We start from the raw sequence: 17,742 nt of genomic DNA, 5'->3' as shown, positions 1-17,742 counted from the left end.
CCGGGTGGCCAACTCGACCGGATTATGGCGCCGGTGACGCCTCGTCGGCCAGTGGAAACGCACAAGCCCCAGGGTGGAGCGGGAGGCTCCACCCCGGGGCCCGGCCATCGGACCGCCGCGGTCAGTGCGCGACGATCAGCACTCGATGACGTTCACGGCGAGGCCGCCGCGCGAGGTCTCCTTGTACTTGATCTTCATGTCGGCCCCGGTCTCCTTCATCGTCTTGATCGCCTTGTCCAGCGAGACGTGGTGGCGCCCGTCGCCGCGCAGCGCCATCCGGGCCGCGGTGACGGCCTTCACCGACGCCATGCCGTTGCGCTCGATGCAGGGGATCTGGACCAGGCCGCCGACCGGGTCGCAGGTGAGGCCGAGGTTGTGCTCGATGCCGATCTCGGCGGCGTTCTCGACCTGCTCGGGGGTGCCGCCGAGGACCTCGGCGAGGCCGCCCGCGGCCATCGAGCAGGCGGAGCCGACCTCGCCCTGGCAGCCGACCTCGGCGCCGGAGATGGAGGCGTTCTCCTTGAAGAGCATGCCGATGGCGCCGGCCGCGAGCAGGAAGCGGACGATGCCGTCGTCGTCGGCGCCCGGGATGAAGTTCAGGTAGTAGTGCAGGGTGGCGGGGATGATCCCGGCCGCGCCGTTGGTGGGCGCGGTGACCACCCGGCGCCCGGAGGCGTTCTCCTCGTTGACCGCCATCGCGTAGAGGGTCACCCACTCCATCGCGTTGGCCGGGCCGATCCCCTCGGCGCGCAGCGCACGCGCCGCCGCGGCGGCCCGGCGGCGGACCTTCAGCCCGCCCGGCAGGATCCCCTCGCGGGTCATGCCGGCCCGCACGCACTCCTGCATCACGGACCAGATCTCCAGCAGCCCGGTCCGGATCTCCTCCTCGCTGCGCCAGGCCTTCTCGTTCTCCAGCATCAGGCCGGAGATCGACAGCCCGGTCTCCCGGGTGAGCCGCAGCAGCTCCTCGCCGGTGCGGAAGGGGTAGCGCAGCGCGGTGTCGTCGGGCTTGACCCGGTCCGCGCCGATCGCGTCCTCGTCCACGACGAAGCCGCCGCCGACCGAGTAGTAGGTCTTCTCCAGCAGCGTCGAGCCGTCCGCCGCGTACGCCCAGAGGGTCATGCCGTTGGCGTGGTACGGCAGCGAGCGGCGCCGGTGCAGGATCAGCTGGGTGTCGGGGTCGAAGTCGACGGGGTGCTCGCCGAGCAGGCTGAGCCGCTTCTCGGCGATGATCCGCTCGACGTCCTTGTCCGCCTGGTCGACGTCGACGGTGCGGGGCGAGTTGTTCTCCAGGCCCAGCAGGACGGCCTTCGGGGTGCCGTGGCCGTGGCCGGTGGCGCCCAGTGAGCCGTACAGCTCGGCGCGCACACCGGTGACCCGGTCCAGCAGGCCTTCGGAGCGCAGCCGGCGGGCGAACATCCGGGCCGCGCGCATCGGGCCGACGGTGTGGGAGCTCGACGGGCCGATGCCGATGGAGAAGAGGTCGAAGACGCTGATGGCCACGGGGGACGTCCTTGTCTGGTCTCGTGGAAGGACTTGCGGGCAGGGGGATGACACGGGACGGGGCACCGCGCGCACTGTCCAGTGTGCGCGGTGCCCCGGGGTCCCAGGTGCACCGGCGGGGTGAGGCCGGTCACCTCATCCCGAACGGGATCACTCCTGGCCGGCCAGGTTGGGGTAGAGCGGGTACTTCTCGGCCAGGGCGGTGACCCGGGCCTTCAGGGCGGCGGCGACGGTCTCGTCGAAGGCGGGCTTGAGCGCCTCGGCGATGATGTCGGCGACCTCGCGGAAGTCCTCGGCCTGGAAGCCGCGGGTGGCCAGGGCCGGGGTGCCGATGCGCAGGCCGGAGGTGACCATCGGCGGGCGCGGGTCGTTCGGGATGGCGTTGCGGTTGACGGTGATGCCGACCTCGTGCAGCCGGTCCTCGGCCTGCTGGCCGTCGAGCTGGCTGTTGCGCAGGTCGACCAGGACCAGGTGGACGTCGGTGCCGCCGGACAGCACGGAGGCGCCGGCCTCGGCGACGTCGGCCTGCAGCAGGCGCTCGGCGAGGATCCGGGCGCCCTCGAGGGTGCGCTGCTGGCGCTCCTTGAACTCCTCCGAGGCGGCGACCTTGAAGGCGACGGCCTTGCCCGCGATCACGTGCTCCAGCGGGCCGCCCTGCTGGCCGGGGAAGACCGCGGAGTTGATCTTCTTGGCGTACTCGGCCTTGGACAGGATGACGCCACCGCGCGGGCCGCCCAGGGTCTTGTGGGTGGTGGTGGTGACCACGTCCGCGTACGGCACCGGGTTCGGGTGCAGGCCCGCCGCCACCAGGCCGGCGAAGTGCGCCATGTCCACCATGAGCAGCGCGCCGACCTCGTCGGCGACCCGGCGGAACTCGGCGAAGTCCAGCTGGCGCGGGTAGGCGGACCAGCCGGCGATGATCAGCTTCGGCTGGTGCTCCTTGGCCAGGCGCTCGACCTCGGCCATGTCGACCTGGCCGGTCTTCTCGTCGACGTGGTACGCGACCACGTTGTAGAGCTTGCCGGAGAAGTTGATCTTCATGCCGTGGGTCAGGTGACCGCCGTGGGCCAGGTTCAGGCCCAGGATGGTGTCGCCCGGCTGGATCAGCGCGAACATCGCGGCGGCGTTGGCCTGCGCGCCGGAGTGCGGCTGGACGTTGGCGTGCTCGGCGCCGAACAGGGCCTTGATGCGGTCGATCGCGATCTGCTCGACCACGTCGACGTGCTCGCAACCGCCGTAGTAGCGGCGGCCGGGGTAGCCCTCGGCGTACTTGTTGGTGAGCACCGAGCCCTGGGCCTCCATGACCGCCACCGGGGCGAAGTTCTCGGAGGCGATCATCTCCAGGGTGGTCTGCTGGCGGTGCAGCTCGGCGTCGACCGCGGCGGCGATCTCCGGGTCGAGGGCGTGCAGGGACTGGTTGAGAACCGTCATGGTGGGGTCTTCCCGGGAGGAGGAGAGCTGAGGGACGGTGGGGGCGGGCCGGCGTGCGCGCGGCCCGCCCGGTGCCGGGCTGGTCAGCCGGCGTGGGTGAGCGCGTCGTACTCGTCGGCGCTGAGCAGCTCGTCGGTCGACTCGACCCGGACCTTGAACAGCCAGCCGGCCTCGAAGGGGGCGCTGTTGACCAGGCCGTTGTCGTCCAGGACGTCCTGGTTGACCTCGGTGACCTCGCCGGTCACCGGGGAGTACAGGTCGCTGACCGACTTGGTCGACTCCAGCTCGCCGCAGGTCTCGCCGGCGGTCACGGTGTCGCCGACCTCGGGCAGCTGCACGTAGACGATGTCACCGAGGGCATCGGCGGCGTGCTTGGTGATGCCGACCGTGGAAATGCCGTCCACGGCGGCGGTCAGCCACTCGTGCTCCTTGGTGTACTGCAGGTGCTGGGGGTTGCTCATGGCGTCATTCTCCAGGATGGGAAGCGGGTACGACGCAGCGGGCCGCCGCACGGACGGCTCCGACGTGCGTGTATGGGAAATCGAGGGGGCTGCGACGGCCTCAGCGGGCGCGCTTGTAGAACGGCAGCGCGACGACCTGAACGGGCTCGTGCTTGCCGCGCACGTCCACCGCGACGGTGGTGCCGGGCGCGGCGTGGGCCGCGTCCACGTAGGCCATCGCGATCGGCTTGCCCAGGGTCGGGGACGGCGCGCCCGAGGTGATCCGGCCGATCGGGGCGCCGTCGGTGGAGACCACCGTGTACTCGGCGCGCGGCACGCGCTTGCCCTCGGAGACCAGGCCGACCAGCACCTTCGGCGGGTTGCTCTCGGCCGCGGCGGCGGCCTGCTCCAGCGCCTTGCGGCCGACGAAGGCGCCCTCGTTGGTGGTCTTGTCGAAGCGGACGACCCGGCCCAGGCCGGCGTCGAACGGGGTCAGGTCGGTGGACAGCTCGTGCCCGTACAGCGGCATGCCCGCCTCCAGGCGCAGCGTGTCGCGGCAGGACAGGCCGCACGGGACCAGGCCGTGGCCCTCGCCGGCGGCGGTCAGCGCCTGCCAGATCGGCTCGGCGTCGACCGGGTGGCAGAAGATCTCGAAGCCGTCCTCGCCGGTGTAGCCGGTGCGGGCCAGCAGCACGTCCTTGCCGGCCACCTTGGCCGGGAGGATCGCGTAGTACTTCAGGCCGGGCAGGTCGGCGTCGGTGGTCTCCGCCAGGATGCCGGTGGCCTCCGGGCCCTGGACGGCGATCAGCGCGTAGGTGTCGCGGTCGTCGGTGACGACGGCGTCGAAGCCCTTGGCACGGGCGATCAGCTCGTCCAGCACCAGTTGGGCGTTGGAGGCGTTGGCGACCACCAGGAAGGCGTCCTCGCGCAGGCGGTAGACGATCAGGTCGTCCAGGATGCCGCCGTCCTCGGCGCAGATCATGGTGTAGCGGGCGCGCAGCACGCCGAGCGCGGAGACGAAGCCGACCAGCGCGTGGTCCAGCATCTCGCCGGCCTGCGGGCCGGTGACGGTGATCTCGCCCATGTGCGAGAGGTCGAACAGGCCGGCCTTGGTGCGGACGGCGAGGTGCTCCTCGCGCTCGCTGCCGTAGCGCAGCGGCATGTCCCAGCCGGCGAAGTCGGTCATGGTCGCGCCGAGGGCGCGGTGCAGCGCGTCGAGCGCGGTGAGGCGGAGGGACGACATGGCCAGGAACTCCTCGGTCGGGGCACTCAGGGGTGCGCGCGCCGGAACCGGACCCGCTCGGGACCGACCCTGCGCGCGGGCATGCGGCGGCGTGGGTCTCCCCATCTGTCGTCGAACCTGAGAGCTTCACCGCCCACCTGCCCGAAGCTGTTTCCAGCTTGCGGGACAGCATGGCGGCTTGCACCGTGGGTGGGCGCGCGACAGGGCCGTGCGCCGCTTTCCAGATGTGCCTAACCCGCGCGGTAGGGGGGCCTGAGAGATTCCGGGGAGGACTTGCTCCTTCGGCGCCGGCTGTGCCCCCTGAGGGGCACTCCGGGCTCTCCCGCGCGGGTTCGAGCGGCCGGTGTGGAGTTGTGGGGGCCCGCGGCGCATGCCGTCGGACGCGCACATCATGGCACGTCCGCGCGGAGGAGGGGAGGGGGGACCCGGTCACACGGTGCGGCGGACCCGGTCACACGACGTGCGTTCGAAGCCGAGCCCTAGAATCTGCCCGTCGGCACAGCAGTGGGCGGCCGACCGGCAGAGGGCGGTTCAGGCGCGCATGGGGTACCCGGTGGAGCAGCAGCAGGGGTGGGGCGGGCCGGAGTCGGCGCCGTCGGGCGGTGCGTGGCCGGCGAACGAGCTGGAGCAGGTGCTGACGGCCGCGCTGGGCGACCCGGGGGCGACCCCGCGGGTGATCGAGGTGCTGGCTCGCAGCCAGGTGTGGATCCCGCTGCCGGCCGGGGGCGACCCGAACGGGCAGTCGCTGGACCTGCCGACCGTCGAGCTGGCCGGGGCCCCCTACGTACCGGTGTTCTCATCGCAGGAGGTGTTCCTGCAACAGGCGCCGGGGATGGCCTTCGCGATCGCCCCGGCCTGGGAGTTCGCCCGCGGGCTGCCGCTGGGCGTGGGCATCGCGGTCAACCCGGAGGCGGCGGTGGGCATCCCGGTGCCGCCGCAGGGCGTGGCGGAGCTGCGCCGCGGGCCGCGGGACGACCGCTGGGAGCAGCAGCCGGACGCGCCGACCGGCGGCCGGGTGGCGCTGCGCGAGCCGGTGCCGGGTGAGGACCCGGAGCACTTCCTGGCCGCCTGCCGGGCCGAACTGTCGGCCCTGCCGGGGGTGTTGACCGCGCGCCGGGCGCTGGCCAGCATCGAGGGCGAGCCGACCGTGATGTTCGTGGGCGTCCAGCTGGACCCGGTGGCCCCGGCCGACCCGGGTGCGGTGAACGAGGCGCTCGGGCGGGCGCTGGGAACCGCGCCGCTGCCGGGTGGCGTCCACCTCGTGCTGCTCGACCTCGCCGACGACCCGGTGGTCGAGTGGCTGCTGACCCAGGTCATGCCCTTCCACACGCGGGCGTGAGCGGGGATCCTTCGTAGGCACGTCGCCGTGGCGGTGGCCGGTGCCGCGCCATAGGGTGCGTGCAGGCGGCTGACGGGCCGGCGGGTTCAGGAAAGAGGCGCGGCGAGGTGGGCGCATGAGTGCGGTAACGGGAGCGGGCGGGGCGCCGGGGCCCTGGGGCCAGGCACCGGCCGGGCGCCCGGGCGCGGATCCGGGCGCGTTGGAGCAGGCCCTGCGCGAGGTCGCGCCGGAGCGCTGGGACGCGTACGAGCGACTGCTGCACGCGCTGGCCGAGGGCCAGGTCTGGATGCTGCTGTGGCACGGCAGCCCGGGCAGTCCGGACGCCCAGTACGGGAACATGGAGATCAGCGGCCACGGCTACGCGCCGGCCGTCACCTCGCCCGAGCAGTTGACGGCCTCCGGCTGGGCCCGGGCCCACGAGGTCATCTCCGGGCGGGAGATCGCCGCCTCGCTGTACCGCACCCGCTGGGGCCTGTGGCTCAACCCGCACGCGCCGGGCGGCGGGGTCGGGGTGCCGTGGGCGGACCTGCGGCGGATCGCCGCGGGCCTGGACCGGCTGCCGGCCGGCCCCTTGAAGCTGAGCGAGCCGCAGGTGAACGCCCAGCAGTTCTTCGCGCTGCTGGAGCGGCAGGCGGGCGAGGTGCGCGCGGTCCGGGCGCTGCGCCGGGCCTGGGTGCAGCCGTCGGTGGGGGAGCCGTACCTGGCGATCGGCCTGGACCTGTACGAGAGTTCGCCGCCGGCGGTGGAGGCGGTGCGGGCGCTGATGCAGCGGGCGATCGCGGTGGCCCCGGAGGGGCTCGCGGTGTCCACGGTGGCGATGTCGGACGAGTACGACCCGGTGGCGCTGTGGATGCGCGCCAACGCGCGGCCGTTCTTCGACCGGGAGGCCGGTCGCCCGCCGACCGGCCCGTACCCGCCGGTGCCGCCGCCGTACCCGGGGCAGTCGATGCCGGGGCAGCCGATCCCCGGGCAGTCGATGCCGGGCTATGCCTACGGCACCCAGCCGCCGGCGCCGGGTTGGGGCCGGCAACCTCAGCAGCCCCAGCGGCCGTGGCCCGGATACCCGGGCCGCTGATTGCCGAACCCGTTGTTGTGAAAGCCTCGGGCAAGAAGCCGACTTGATCCCTGATCAGGTCGGCTTCGGTGCTTTCGGGACGAATTTTCCGGCCTTGGCACCGGCACATCTTGACATGGCAGTTACAGCCGTGTGAAGAGGGATATGCCAAACGGCGGGAAGGTGCATGCGGGCAGATCACAGTTGGGCATCTGTCGGTTGTCAGGGCTGGCGCAAGCCAGTTCGGATGACAGAGAGTTCTGCGCAACGCATCGCGCGTACTGGAAACCCCACGAAGGTGAACGCGCACGCCGACCGCTCGATCCATGCGACGCCCATCCCGCGTGGAGGCAGTACCCCGTGCACGACGTACTGCCGCGAACACCAGCTCCTAGCACCTCCGCACGTCCGCAGCCGTACCGCCGAACCGGCGCCCGGCACCCGTGGGCCGGCCACCGTCGGCGAGGGGACCAACTGACCATGACCGCACCCATGACAACCGCCGGGAACGAACCCGAGGCGCCCGCCTCCCCGAGCCCGGCCAAGACGATCGAGGGCCGCTCCCTCGGTCGGATCGCCTGGACCCGCTTCAAGCGGGACAAGGCCGCCGTCGCCGGCGGCATCGTGGTGATCCTGCTGATCCTCCTGGCCGTCCTGGCCGGGCCGATCGAGTCCGTGTTCGGGCTCGACCCCGACGCGTCGAACACCGACCTGCTGGACGCCGACCTCGGTGGAATCCCGCTCGGCGACTGGGGCGGGATGAGCGGGGACCACCCGCTCGGCGTCGACCCGCTGCAGGGCCGTGACCTGCTCGCCCGCGTGATCGACGGCTCCTGGGTCTCCCTGCTGGTCGCCTTCGGCGCGACCGTGCTGTCCAACACCCTCGGCACCGTGCTCGGCGTGATGGCCGGCTACTACGGCGGCTGGGTGGACACCCTGATCAGTCGGCTGATGGACGTCTTCCTGGCGTTCCCGCTGCTGCTGTTCGCCATCGCGATCTCCGCCTCGCTCCAGGGCGGCGCGTTCGGCCTGCACGGCCTCCCGCTGCACATCCTGGTGCTGATCTTCGTGATCGGCTTCTTCAACTGGCCCTACATGGGCCGGATCGTGCGCGGACAGACCCTCTCGCTGCGCGAGCGGGAGTTCGTCCACGCGGCCCGCAGCCTCGGCGCCCGCGGCCCCTTCATCCTGTTCAAGGAACTGCTGCCGAACCTGGTCGGCCCGATCCTGGTCTACTCGACGCTGCTGATCCCGACCAACATCCTCTTCGAGGCCGGTCTGAGCTTCCTCGGCGTCGGCATCCAGCCCCCGCAGTCCTCCTGGGGCGGCATGCTCGCCGACGCGAAGAACTACTACCAGGTGGACCCCCAGTACATGGTGGTCCCCGGCCTGGCGATCTTCATCACCGTGCTCGCGTTCAACCTGCTCGGCGACGGGCTGCGTGACGCCCTCGATCCCAAGAGCAACTGACCCAAGAGCGACCGATCCTGAGTCAGTACCCTCCCTCCTCCACACCTCAAGGGGTTGATCCCACCCATGCGTAGGTCCCGTACCGTCGCGTTGACCGCCGCGGCCGCCGCCGCGGTCCTGGTCATCACCGGCTGCTCGTCCAGCTCGAAGAGCGGCAGCGGCTCGTCCTCCTCCTCGGCCGGCTCCAACGACGCGAGCGGCGGTGGTGCCGACGCGGCCACCAAACAGATCGTCAACGCCTCGGACAAGAAGGGCGGGACGGTCACCTTCGAGATGAAGGGCACCCCGGACTCGCTCGACCCGGGCAACACCTACTACGCGTACATCTACAACTTCTCGCGCCTGTACGCCCGTCCGCTGACCACCTTCAACCCGGCCGCCGGCGCGGACGGCAACAAGCTGGTCCCGGACCTCGCCGAGTCGATGGGCCAGCCCAGCGCGGACGGCCTGACCTGGACGTACAAGCTGCGCGCCGGCCTGAAGTACGACGACGGCACCCCGATCACCTCCAAGGACGTCAAGTACGCCGTGGAGCGCTCGAACTACGCGCCCGAGGTGAACTCCAACGGCCCGACGTACTTCCACGACCTGCTGGTCGACAACCCGACGCCGTACCAGGGTCCGTACAAGGACAAGACCGGCGACCTGAAGTCGATCGAGACCCCGGACGACACCACGATCGTCTTCCACCTGCAGCACCCCTTCGCCGACTTCGACTACCTGGTCAGCGCCCCGCAGACCGCGCCGGTCCCGCAGGCCAAGGACACCGGTGCCGACTACGTGAAGCACATCGTGTCCTCCGGCACCTACAAGTTCGAGACCTACGAGGACGGCAAGCAGGCCGTCCTGGTGCCGAACACCAACTGGGACAAGAGCACCGATCCGATCCGCAAGCAGCTGTCGGACAAGATCGTGCTCAAGATGAACATCGACCAGGCCACCATCGACAAGGACCTGCTGGCCGGCAACGCCCAGGTCGACCTGGTGGGCGGCGGCGTCGACCCGCAGACCCAGGCGCAGATCCTGCGCGACCCGAAGCTCAAGGCCAAGACCGACAACGCCTACGGCGGCCGCCTGGTCTACATGGCGATCAACACCAAGGTCGCGCCGTTCGACAACATCGACTGCCGCAAGGCCGTCCAGTACGCGATCGACAAGGTCGCGGTGCAGACCGCGCTCGGCGGCCCGATCCGCGGCCAGGTGGCCAACACCGTGCTCCCGCCGGACATCCCGGGCCACCAGGACTTCAACCTGTACGAGACCCCGGGCAACAAGGGCGACCAGGCCAAGGCCAAGGACTCGCTGAAGGCCTGCGGCAAGGACGGCGGCTTCAGCACCGTCCTGACCGCCCGCACCGAGCGCGCGACCGAGGTCGCCGCGGCCACCCAGATCCAGGCGCAGCTGAAGAACGTCGGCATCAACGTCGAGATCCAGCAGTTCCCGCAGGGCAAGTACCTGACCGACTCGGCCGGCGCGCCGCAGTTCACCCAGGACCACAACATCGGTCTGATGATGATGCAGTGGGGTGCCGACTGGCCGACCGGCTACGGCTTCCTGCAGCAGATCGTCGACGGCCGCGCGATCAAGCCGTCCGGCAACAGCAACCTGGCCCAGCTGAACGACCCGGCCGTCAACAAGATGATCGACGACGCCGCCGTCAACCCGGACAAGGCCGCCCGCGAGAAGATCTACGCCGACATCGACAAGAAGGTCATGGAGTCCGCGGTGTACGTCCCGCTGACCGACTACAAGGTCTTCCTGTACCGCCCGGACAGCGCCACCAACCTCGCGTCCAACCCGGCCTGGTCGGGGGAGTACGACTACCTGAACATCGGCACCACCAAGTAAAGAGCCTGGCTCCGCATCCCTGAAGGCAGGTGAAGGCAGCGGCGCCCGCCGCCGTCCGGCAGATCCCGGACGGCGGCGGGCCGCCGGAGCCGCCCAACTGTGTTTGCCTACATCGTTCGCAGGATCCTCGCGGCCGCGGTGCTGCTGCTGGTCGTCAGCGCGGTCACCTTCGCGATCTTCTTCCTGCTCCCGCGCATCGCCGGCGAGACCACCGACCAGCTGGCCGCGCAGTACATCGGGAAGAACCCGTCGCCCGAGGCGATCGCGGCGGTCAAGCAGAACCTCGGCTTCGACCAGCCGCTGTACACCCAGTACTGGAACTTCCTGAAGGCGCTGGTCAGCGGCGCAGAGTACAAGTTCGGCCCGGAACCGGCCACCTGCCACGTGCCCTGCTTCGGCTACTCCTTCAAGAACCACCTGGAGGTCTGGCCGGAGATGACCAGCCGGATCCCGGTCACCATCTCGCTCGCCATCGGCGCGGCGGTGCTCTGGCTGATCTCCGGCATCACCACCGGCGTGATCTCCGCCCTCAAGCCGCGGTCGATCTTCGACCGGCTCTCCATGGGCGTCGCCCTGGCCGGCGTCTCGCTGCCGGTCTTCTTCACCGGCGCCCTGCTGCTGACGGTGTTCAGCTACGAGTGGCCGATCCTGGACAACCTGCACTACGTCGACTTCACCGAGGACCCGCTGATGTGGGCCCGCAACCTGATCCTCCCGTGGATCTCGCTGGCCTTCCTCTACTCCGCGCTCTACGCCCGGCTCACCCGCGCCGGGATGCTGGAGACGATGAGCGAGGACTACATCCGCACCGCCCGGGCCAAGGGCCTGGTCGAGCGCAAGGTGGTCGTCAAGCACGGGCTGCGCTCCGCGCTCACCCCGATCGTCACCATCTTCGGCATGGACCTCGGCCTGCTGCTCGGCGGTGCGCTGATCACCGAGCAGGTCTTCTCGCTCAACGGCGTCGGCCAGTTCGCCGTCCAGGCGATCACCGACAACGACCTGCCCAAGGTCCTCGGCGTCACCCTGCTCGCCGCCTTCTTCATCGTCGTCTGCAACCTCGTGGTCGACCTCCTGTACGCCCTCGTCGACCCCCGCGTGAGGCTCTCGTGACCGACCTCCAGAAGACCCCGGCGGACGCTCCTGCCGAAGCTCCGGCCGACGCCGCCCGGGCGGACGCCGCTCCCGCTCCGCTGGGAGACCCGTTCCTGTCCGTCCGCGACCTGCGGATCCACTTCGACACCGACGACGGCCTGGTCCGCTCGGTGGACGGGGTCAGCTTCGACCTGCACAAGGGCCGCACCCTGGGCATCGTCGGCGAGTCCGGCTCCGGGAAGTCCGTCACCTCGCTCGGCATCATGGGCCTGCACCGCTCCAAGCGGGCCCGGATCAGCGGCGAGATCCTGCTCGACGGCGAGGACCTGATCGCGGCCGGACCGGACCGGGTGCGCCAACTGCGCGGCCGCGAACTGGCGATGATCTTCCAGGACCCGCTGACCGCGATGCACCCGTACTACACGGTCGGCGCGCAGATCATCGAGGCGTACCGGGTGCACCACCCGAAGGCCTCCAAGAAGGAGGCGCGGGCCCGGGCGATCGAGATGCTCGACCGGGTCGGCATCCCCCAGCCCGACCGCCGGCTGGACGACTACCCGCACCAGTTCTCCGGCGGCATGCGCCAGCGCGCGATGATCGCCATGGCCCTGGTCAACGACCCCTCGCTGCTGATCGCCGACGAGCCCACCACCGCCCTGGACGTCACCGTCCAGGCGCAGATCCTGGACCTCATCCGCGACCTCCAGGAGGAGTTCGGCTCCGCCGTCATCATCATCACCCACGACCTCGGGGTGGTCGCCGAGCTCGCCGACGACATCCTGGTCATGTACGGCGGCAAGTGCGTCGAGCGCGGCCCCGCCGCGAGCCTCTTCGACGCGCCCGAACACCCCTACACCTGGGGCCTGTTGGGCTCGATGCCGCGACTGGACCGGGAGCTGCAGGAACGGCTCGTGCCGGTCAAGGGCACCCCGCCCAGCCTGATCAACGTGCCGTCCGGCTGCGCCTTCCACCCGCGCTGCCCGTACGCCGCCCTGACCGGCGGGCGCTCCACCAGCGAGCTCCCGCTGCTGGCCGAGGCCACACCCGGGCACCTCGCCGCCTGCCACCTGTCGGCCGACGAGCGGCACCGCATCTTCGCCGAAGAGATCGCGCCCCGGCTGTGAGCCCGGCCCCGTACCACCTTTCTGGAGAGAACCGATGACGGACACTCAGGGGGCCACCATCCCTTCCCCGGCGCCCGCGCCCGAGCGCGAGCCGCTGCTGAAGGTGACCGGCCTGACCCGGCACTTCCCGATCCGCGGCGGACTGCTGCGGCGCCAGACCGGCGCGGTGCGGGCCGTCGACGGCATCGACTTCACCGTCAACGCCGGTGAGACGCTGGGCGTCGTCGGCGAGTCCGGCTGCGGCAAGTCCACCATGGGGCGCCTGGTCACCCGGCTCGACGAACCCACCGGCGGGAAGATCGAGTTCGAGGGCACCGACATCAGCCACCTGGGCACCGGTGCGATGCGGCCGATGCGCCGCGACATCCAGATGATCTTCCAGGACCCGTACTCCTCGCTGAACCCGCGGCACACCGTCGGCACCATCGTCAGCGCGCCGTTCCGGCTCCAGGGCGTCCAGCCGGAGGGGGGCGTCAAGAAGGCCGTCCAGGACCTGCTGGAGCTGTGCGGCCTCAGCCCCGAGCACTACAACCGCTACCCGCACGAGTTCTCCGGCGGCCAGCGCCAGCGCATCGGCATCGCCCGGGCGCTCGCGCTCAAGCCGAAGATGATCGTCGCGGACGAGCCGGTCTCGGCGCTGGACGTCTCGATCCAGGCGCAGGTGGTCAACCTGCTGGACGACCTCCAGCAGGAGCTCGGGCTGACCTACCTGATCATCGCGCACGACCTCTCGGTGGTCCGGCACGTCTCGGACCGGGTGGCGGTGATGTACCTGGGCAAGATCGTCGAGATCGCCGACCGCGACTCGCTCTACCGCAGCCCGATGCACCCGTACACCAACGCCCTGATGTCGGCCGTCCCGGTGCCGGACCCGCGCCGGCGCCAGAGCGGCGGTCGGGAGCGGATCCTGCTCAAGGGCGACGTGCCCTCGCCGATCAACCCGCCCAGCGGCTGCCGGTTCCGGACGCGCTGCTGGAAGGCCCAGGAGGTGTGCGCGACCCAGGAGCCGCCGCTGGCGGCGCTGAAGACCGGGCACCAGGTGGCGTGTCACTTCCCGGAGCGGAGCGAGGGGAACGAATAGGCACAGTCCGGAGCGGAGCGAGGGGAACGAATAGGCACAGTCCGGAGCGGAGCGAGGGGAACGATGAGGCACAGCCCGGAGAACGCCGCTGACTGAGGACGTAGCGGAGGGGAAGGTTCCGCGGCAGGTCATAGTTGTGTGGTGACCTCGCAGATCTTCCCCTCCGACGTGCAGCAGTCGCTCGACCTCGCCGGCATATTCGTCTTCGCCCTCTCCGGCGGCCTGCTCGCCGTCCGCAAGAACATGGACATCTTCGGAATCTGTGTGCTGGCGGAGGCCACCGCCCTGGGCGGCGGGGTGATCCGCGACCTGGTCATCGGGGCGACGCCGGTGGCCGCCTTCACCAACCTGGGCTACTTCGTGACCCCGCTCGCGGCCGCCCTGGTGGTGTTCTTCCTGCACCCCGAGGTCGAGCGGATCAACCGCGCGGTGCAGACCCTGGACGCCCTCGGTCTCGGGCTGTTCTGCGTGACCGGCACCGCCAAGGCGCACGACTACGGGCTGGGCGCGGTCGCGGCGATCGCGCTCGGCATGGTGACCGCGGCCGGTGGCGGCGTCATCCGCGACGTGCTGGCCGGGGAGATCCCCTCGCTGCTGCGCTGGGACCGCGAGATCTACGCCGTCCCGGCCCTGGTCGGCGCCACCCTGGTGGCCCTGCTGATCGGTGCCGACCGGCTCACCGGCGCCACCGGCACCGGCGCCGCGCTCACCGCCTTCGGGCTGCGGATGCTCGCCCTGAAGTACGGCTGGCGCGCCCCGCGGGCCTGGCACCGCAACGGTTCTCGCACCAGCGAGGAGTAGGCGAGCCACCGCACGCGAGCGAGATCGCCTCGGCCGTGCAGAGCAGTTCCGGCAGCATCCGGGCCAGTTCGGCCGGCGGCACCTGGCTGGCCGGGGCGCTCAGCGCGCAGGCCGCGACCGTCCGCCCGCCGCTGCCCGCGACCGGCGCGGCCACGCAGGTCACCGGCTCCCGGTGCTCGGCCGACTCGGCCGCCCAGCCCCGGCGGCGCACCGCCGCCAGCTCGGCCGGCAGTTCCTCCTCGGGGCTGCCGTCCTCCGGCAGCCCGGCGAGCAGCACCCGCCCGACCGCCGTCCCGGTCACCGGGGCGCGCCGCCCGATCCGCGGCGGTCGGGCGGCCGACGGCCCGGCCACCTCGTCCAGGTAGAGCACCTCGCCGTCGTGCAGCACGGCGAGTTGGACGGTGTAGCCGCAGCGGGCGTTGAGCGCGGCCAGGTGGGGCGCGGCCACCTGCCGGACGTCGAAGTCCTCCAGCGCGCGATGGGCCAGCGAGAGCACCCGGCCGCCGACCCGGTAGCGCCGGTCGGGCTGGCGCAGGACGAAGCCGTGCTCCTCCAGGGTGCGCAGCAGCCGCAGCGCAGTGGACTTGTGCACCCCGAGGCTGCCCGCGGCCTGCTCCAGCGAGAGCGGCCCGTCGCCGAGCGAGCCGAGCAGCGTCAGTGCGCGGTCGACCGACTGCGACATGGAGGCCCCCCTGGAACTCGCTCGAGAAGTGTCCGCCAGGCTAACCGCTGGGCGGCACAGTGGTACAAACCAGTGCCCGAGGCCGCCGTCCGTCCGCCGGGTGGCCGGGATGGCCGGGGTGGCCGGATCGGTGCGCACCTGGTGGGGCCCCGGGGTATGCCCTCTACAATCGGATGGTTATGCCATACCTGGACCATGCGGCGACCACGCCGATGCTGCCCGAGGCGATCGCCGCGATGACGGCGCACCTGGGGGTGGTCGGCAACGCCTCGTCCCTGCACGCGGCCGGCCGCCGGGCCCGCCGGGTGGTCGAGGAGTCCCGCGAGTCGCTGGCCGAGTCGCTGGGCGCCCGCCCGAGCGAGATCGTGCTCACCGGCGGCGGCACCGAGTCGGACAACCTGGCGGTCAAGGGCCTGTACTGGGCCCGCCGGGACGCCGACCCGGCGCGCACCCGGGTGCTGTGCAGCCCGGTCGAGCACCACGCGGTGCTGGACGCGGTGCACTGGCTCTCCGAGCACGAGGGCGCGACGGTCGAGTACCTGCCGGTGGACGAGTACGGCCGGGTGCACCCCGCGGAGCTGCGGTCGGCGATCGAGCGCGACCCCGCCTCGGTGGCCCTGGTCACCGTGATGTGGGCCAACAACGAAGTCGGCACCATCCAGCCGGTGCGCGAACTCGCCGCCGTGGCCGCCGAGTACGGCATCCCGATGCACGCCGACGCGGTGCAGGCGCTGGGTCAGGTCCCGGTCTCCTTCGCCGAGTCCGGGCTCACCGCCCTCACCGTCACCGGGCACAAGATCGGCGGCCCGTTCGGCATCGGCGCGCTGCTGCTCTCCCGCGGTGCCGCGCCCGTCCCGCTGCTGCACGGCGGCGGCCAGGAGCGCGACGTGCGCTCCGGCACCCTGGACGCCCCCGCCGCCGCCGGCTTCGCGGCCGCCGCGGCGCTCGCCGTGGAGCGACGGGCGGAGCACGCGGTGACGCTGGGCGCGCTGCGCGACGAGCTGGTCTCCGCCGTCCTGGCGGCCGTCCCGGACGCGGTGCTCAACGGCGACCCGGCGGGCGAGGGCAGGCTGCCCGCCAACGCCCACTTCTCCTTCCCCGGCTGCGAGGGCGACGCCCTGCTGATGCTGCTGGACGCCCAGGGCATCGAGTGCTCCACCGGCTCGGCCTGCTCGGCCGGGGTGCCGCAGCCCAGCCACGTGCTGCTCGCGATGGGCGTCGACCCGCTGCTGGCGCGCGCCTCGCTGCGGTTCTCGCTCGGCCACACCTCGGTGCGCGAGGACGTCACGGCCCTGGCCGCCGCCATCGGCCCGGCGGTGCAGCGGGCGCGCAACGCCGGGCTGGCGGCCGTACGCCGGTAGCCCGGTGCGGCTCTGGGCATGTCCGGCGGCCCCGTACGCTTGTACTCACCATGACTGACTTCCCGGGTGCCCCGACCACTCCGTCCACCGGCCGCCTGCGCGTGCTCGCGGCGATGTCCGGCGGAGTCGACTCCGCCGTCGCCGCCGCCCGCGCCGTCGAAGCCGGGCACGAGGTGACCGGCGTCCACCTGGCGCTCTCCGCCAACCCGCAGTCCTTCCGCACCGGCGCGCGCGGCTGCTGCACCATCGAGGACTCCCGGGACGCCTGGCGGGCCGCCGACGTGATCGGCATCCCCTTCTACGTCTGGGACCTCGCCGAGCGCTTCCGCGAGGACGTGATCGACGACTTCGTCGCCGAGTACGCCGCCGGGCGGACCCCGAACCCCTGCCTGCGCTGCAACGAGAAGATCAAGTTCGCCGCGCTGCTGGACAAGGCGATCGCGCTCGGCTTCGACGCCGTCTGCACCGGCCACTACGCCCGCATCGTCGACCTGCCGTCCGGCGAGCGCGAACTGCACCGGGCGGTGGACGGCGCCAAGGACCAGTCCTACGTCCTCGGCGTGCTCGACGCCGACCAGCTCGCCCACTCGCTCTTCCCGCTCGGTGACACCACCAAGGAGGAGATCCGGGCGGAGGCCGAGCGCCGCGGCCTGGCCGTGGCCAAGAAGCCCGACAGCCACGACATCTGCTTCATCGCCGACGGCGACACCCAGGGCTTCCTCGCCAAGCACCTCGGCACCGCCACCGGCGACATCCTCGACGTCGACGGCACCAAGCTCGGCGAGCACGACGGCGCCTACGGTTTCACCATCGGCCAGCGCAAGGGCCTGCGGATCGGCCGCCCGGCCGCCGACGGCAAGCCGCGCTACGTCCTGGACATCTCCCCGGTGAACAACACCGTCACCGTCGGCCCGGTCGAGGGCCTCGACGTCACCGCGCTGACCGCCATCCGCCCCCGGTGGTGCGGCACCGAGCCGTTGGCGGAGGGCCGCTACACCGCCCAGCTGCGCGCCCACGGCGAGGAGGTGCCGGTCTCGGCCGCCATGGTCGACGACACCCTCCACGTCCGCCTCGACACCCCGGCCCGCGGCATCGCCCCCGGCCAGGCGGTGGTGCTGTACGACGGCACCCGCGTCGTCGGCTCCGCCACCATCGCCACGACGGAGCGCCCGGCCGTCAACGCCGTCGGGAGCTGACCGGCGGCCACCGCCTGAGTGGGTCATGGCGGCGTCATCCGGAGGGATGACGCCGCTGAACCACCCGGATGACCGGG

Annotated in this window: 15 protein-coding genes and 1 riboswitch; of the genes, 10 read left to right on the top strand and 5 right to left on the bottom strand. The window is 71.7% G+C overall.

Going from position 1 to position 17,742, the window contains the following annotated elements; translation table 11 throughout:
* Positions 1-135: 135 nt before the first annotated feature.
* The 4 genes from O1G21_RS14370 to gcvT all read right to left on the bottom strand — a co-directional run bounded on the left by O1G21_RS14370 (position 136) and on the right by gcvT (position 4,617).
* Positions 136-1,503, bottom strand: a complete 1,368-nt coding sequence (locus O1G21_RS14370) for an L-serine ammonia-lyase (protein WP_270143894.1) — start codon at positions 1,501-1,503, stop codon at positions 136-138.
* Positions 1,504-1,653: 150 nt separating this feature from the next.
* Positions 1,654-2,934 (bottom strand): serine hydroxymethyltransferase, encoded by a 1,281-nt coding sequence (glyA, locus tag O1G21_RS14365; RefSeq protein WP_270143892.1) that lies wholly within the window; start codon positions 2,932-2,934, stop codon positions 1,654-1,656.
* 83 nt (positions 2,935-3,017) lie between these two features.
* Complete coding sequence (gcvH, locus tag O1G21_RS14360) at positions 3,018-3,395, bottom strand: glycine cleavage system protein GcvH (RefSeq protein ID WP_270143890.1); 378 nt, start codon at positions 3,393-3,395, stop codon at positions 3,018-3,020.
* A 100-nt stretch (positions 3,396-3,495) separates the two neighbouring features.
* A complete protein-coding gene (gene gcvT / locus O1G21_RS14355; RefSeq protein WP_270143888.1) occupies positions 3,496-4,617 on the bottom strand; it encodes a glycine cleavage system aminomethyltransferase GcvT in 1,122 nt (373 codons plus the stop codon).
* Positions 4,618-4,847: 230 nt separating this feature from the next.
* A riboswitch (glycine riboswitch) is annotated at positions 4,848-4,952 on the bottom strand.
* 206 nt (positions 4,953-5,158) lie between these two features.
* Here gcvT and O1G21_RS14350 point away from each other — a divergent pair.
* From O1G21_RS14350 to O1G21_RS14315, 8 genes are all read left to right on the top strand, one after another.
* Positions 5,159-5,956, top strand: a complete 798-nt coding sequence (locus O1G21_RS14350) for an enhanced serine sensitivity protein SseB C-terminal domain-containing protein (protein WP_270143886.1) — start codon at positions 5,159-5,161, stop codon at positions 5,954-5,956.
* 115 nt (positions 5,957-6,071) lie between these two features.
* Positions 6,072-7,031, top strand: coding sequence for an enhanced serine sensitivity protein SseB C-terminal domain-containing protein (locus tag O1G21_RS14345; protein ID WP_270143884.1), 960 nt, complete (start codon positions 6,072-6,074; stop codon positions 7,029-7,031).
* Between the two features lie 459 nt (positions 7,032-7,490).
* Positions 7,491-8,480: an ABC transporter permease gene (locus O1G21_RS14340; RefSeq protein WP_270143882.1), complete on the top strand. Its 990-nt coding sequence runs from the start codon at positions 7,491-7,493 to the stop codon at positions 8,478-8,480.
* Positions 8,481-8,546: 66 nt separating this feature from the next.
* Positions 8,547-10,328, top strand: a complete 1,782-nt coding sequence (locus O1G21_RS14335) for an ABC transporter substrate-binding protein (RefSeq protein ID WP_270143881.1) — start codon at positions 8,547-8,549, stop codon at positions 10,326-10,328.
* 99 nt (positions 10,329-10,427) lie between these two features.
* Complete coding sequence (locus O1G21_RS14330; RefSeq protein WP_270143879.1) at positions 10,428-11,438, top strand: ABC transporter permease; 1,011 nt, start codon at positions 10,428-10,430, stop codon at positions 11,436-11,438.
* Positions 11,435-12,544, top strand: coding sequence for an ABC transporter ATP-binding protein (locus tag O1G21_RS14325; RefSeq protein WP_405000643.1), 1,110 nt, complete (start codon positions 11,435-11,437; stop codon positions 12,542-12,544). The genes O1G21_RS14330 and O1G21_RS14325 overlap by 4 nt, the downstream gene beginning before the upstream one ends.
* Positions 12,545-12,578: 34 nt before the next feature.
* Positions 12,579-13,625 (top strand): ABC transporter ATP-binding protein, encoded by a 1,047-nt coding sequence (locus tag O1G21_RS14320; protein ID WP_270143877.1) that lies wholly within the window; start codon positions 12,579-12,581, stop codon positions 13,623-13,625.
* A 141-nt stretch (positions 13,626-13,766) separates the two neighbouring features.
* On the top strand, positions 13,767-14,426 hold the full coding sequence (locus tag O1G21_RS14315; protein ID WP_270143875.1) for a trimeric intracellular cation channel family protein: 660 nt from the start codon (positions 13,767-13,769) through the stop codon (positions 14,424-14,426).
* On the opposite strand, the gene O1G21_RS14310 is transcribed toward O1G21_RS14315, so the two are convergent.
* The gene (locus O1G21_RS14310) at positions 14,332-15,108 is read right to left on the bottom strand and encodes an IclR family transcriptional regulator (RefSeq protein ID WP_270143873.1); all 777 of its coding nucleotides are present in this window, start codon (positions 15,106-15,108) and stop codon (positions 14,332-14,334) included. The genes O1G21_RS14315 and O1G21_RS14310 overlap by 95 nt on opposite strands.
* 179 nt (positions 15,109-15,287) lie before the next feature.
* Between O1G21_RS14310 and O1G21_RS14305 the strand changes: the two genes are divergently transcribed.
* On the top strand, positions 15,288-16,469 hold the full coding sequence (locus O1G21_RS14305; protein WP_270143871.1) for a cysteine desulfurase family protein: 1,182 nt from the start codon (positions 15,288-15,290) through the stop codon (positions 16,467-16,469).
* A 50-nt stretch (positions 16,470-16,519) separates the two neighbouring features.
* Positions 16,520-17,665 (top strand): tRNA 2-thiouridine(34) synthase MnmA, encoded by a 1,146-nt coding sequence (gene mnmA / locus O1G21_RS14300; protein ID WP_270143869.1) that lies wholly within the window; start codon positions 16,520-16,522, stop codon positions 17,663-17,665.
* Positions 17,666-17,742 lie beyond the last annotated feature (77 nt).

Source organism: Kitasatospora cathayae (assembly GCF_027627435.1).
Taxonomy (GTDB): Bacteria; Actinomycetota; Actinomycetes; order Streptomycetales; family Streptomycetaceae; genus Kitasatospora; species Kitasatospora cathayae.
This window is presented reverse-complemented; position numbering and strand designations above follow the sequence as displayed.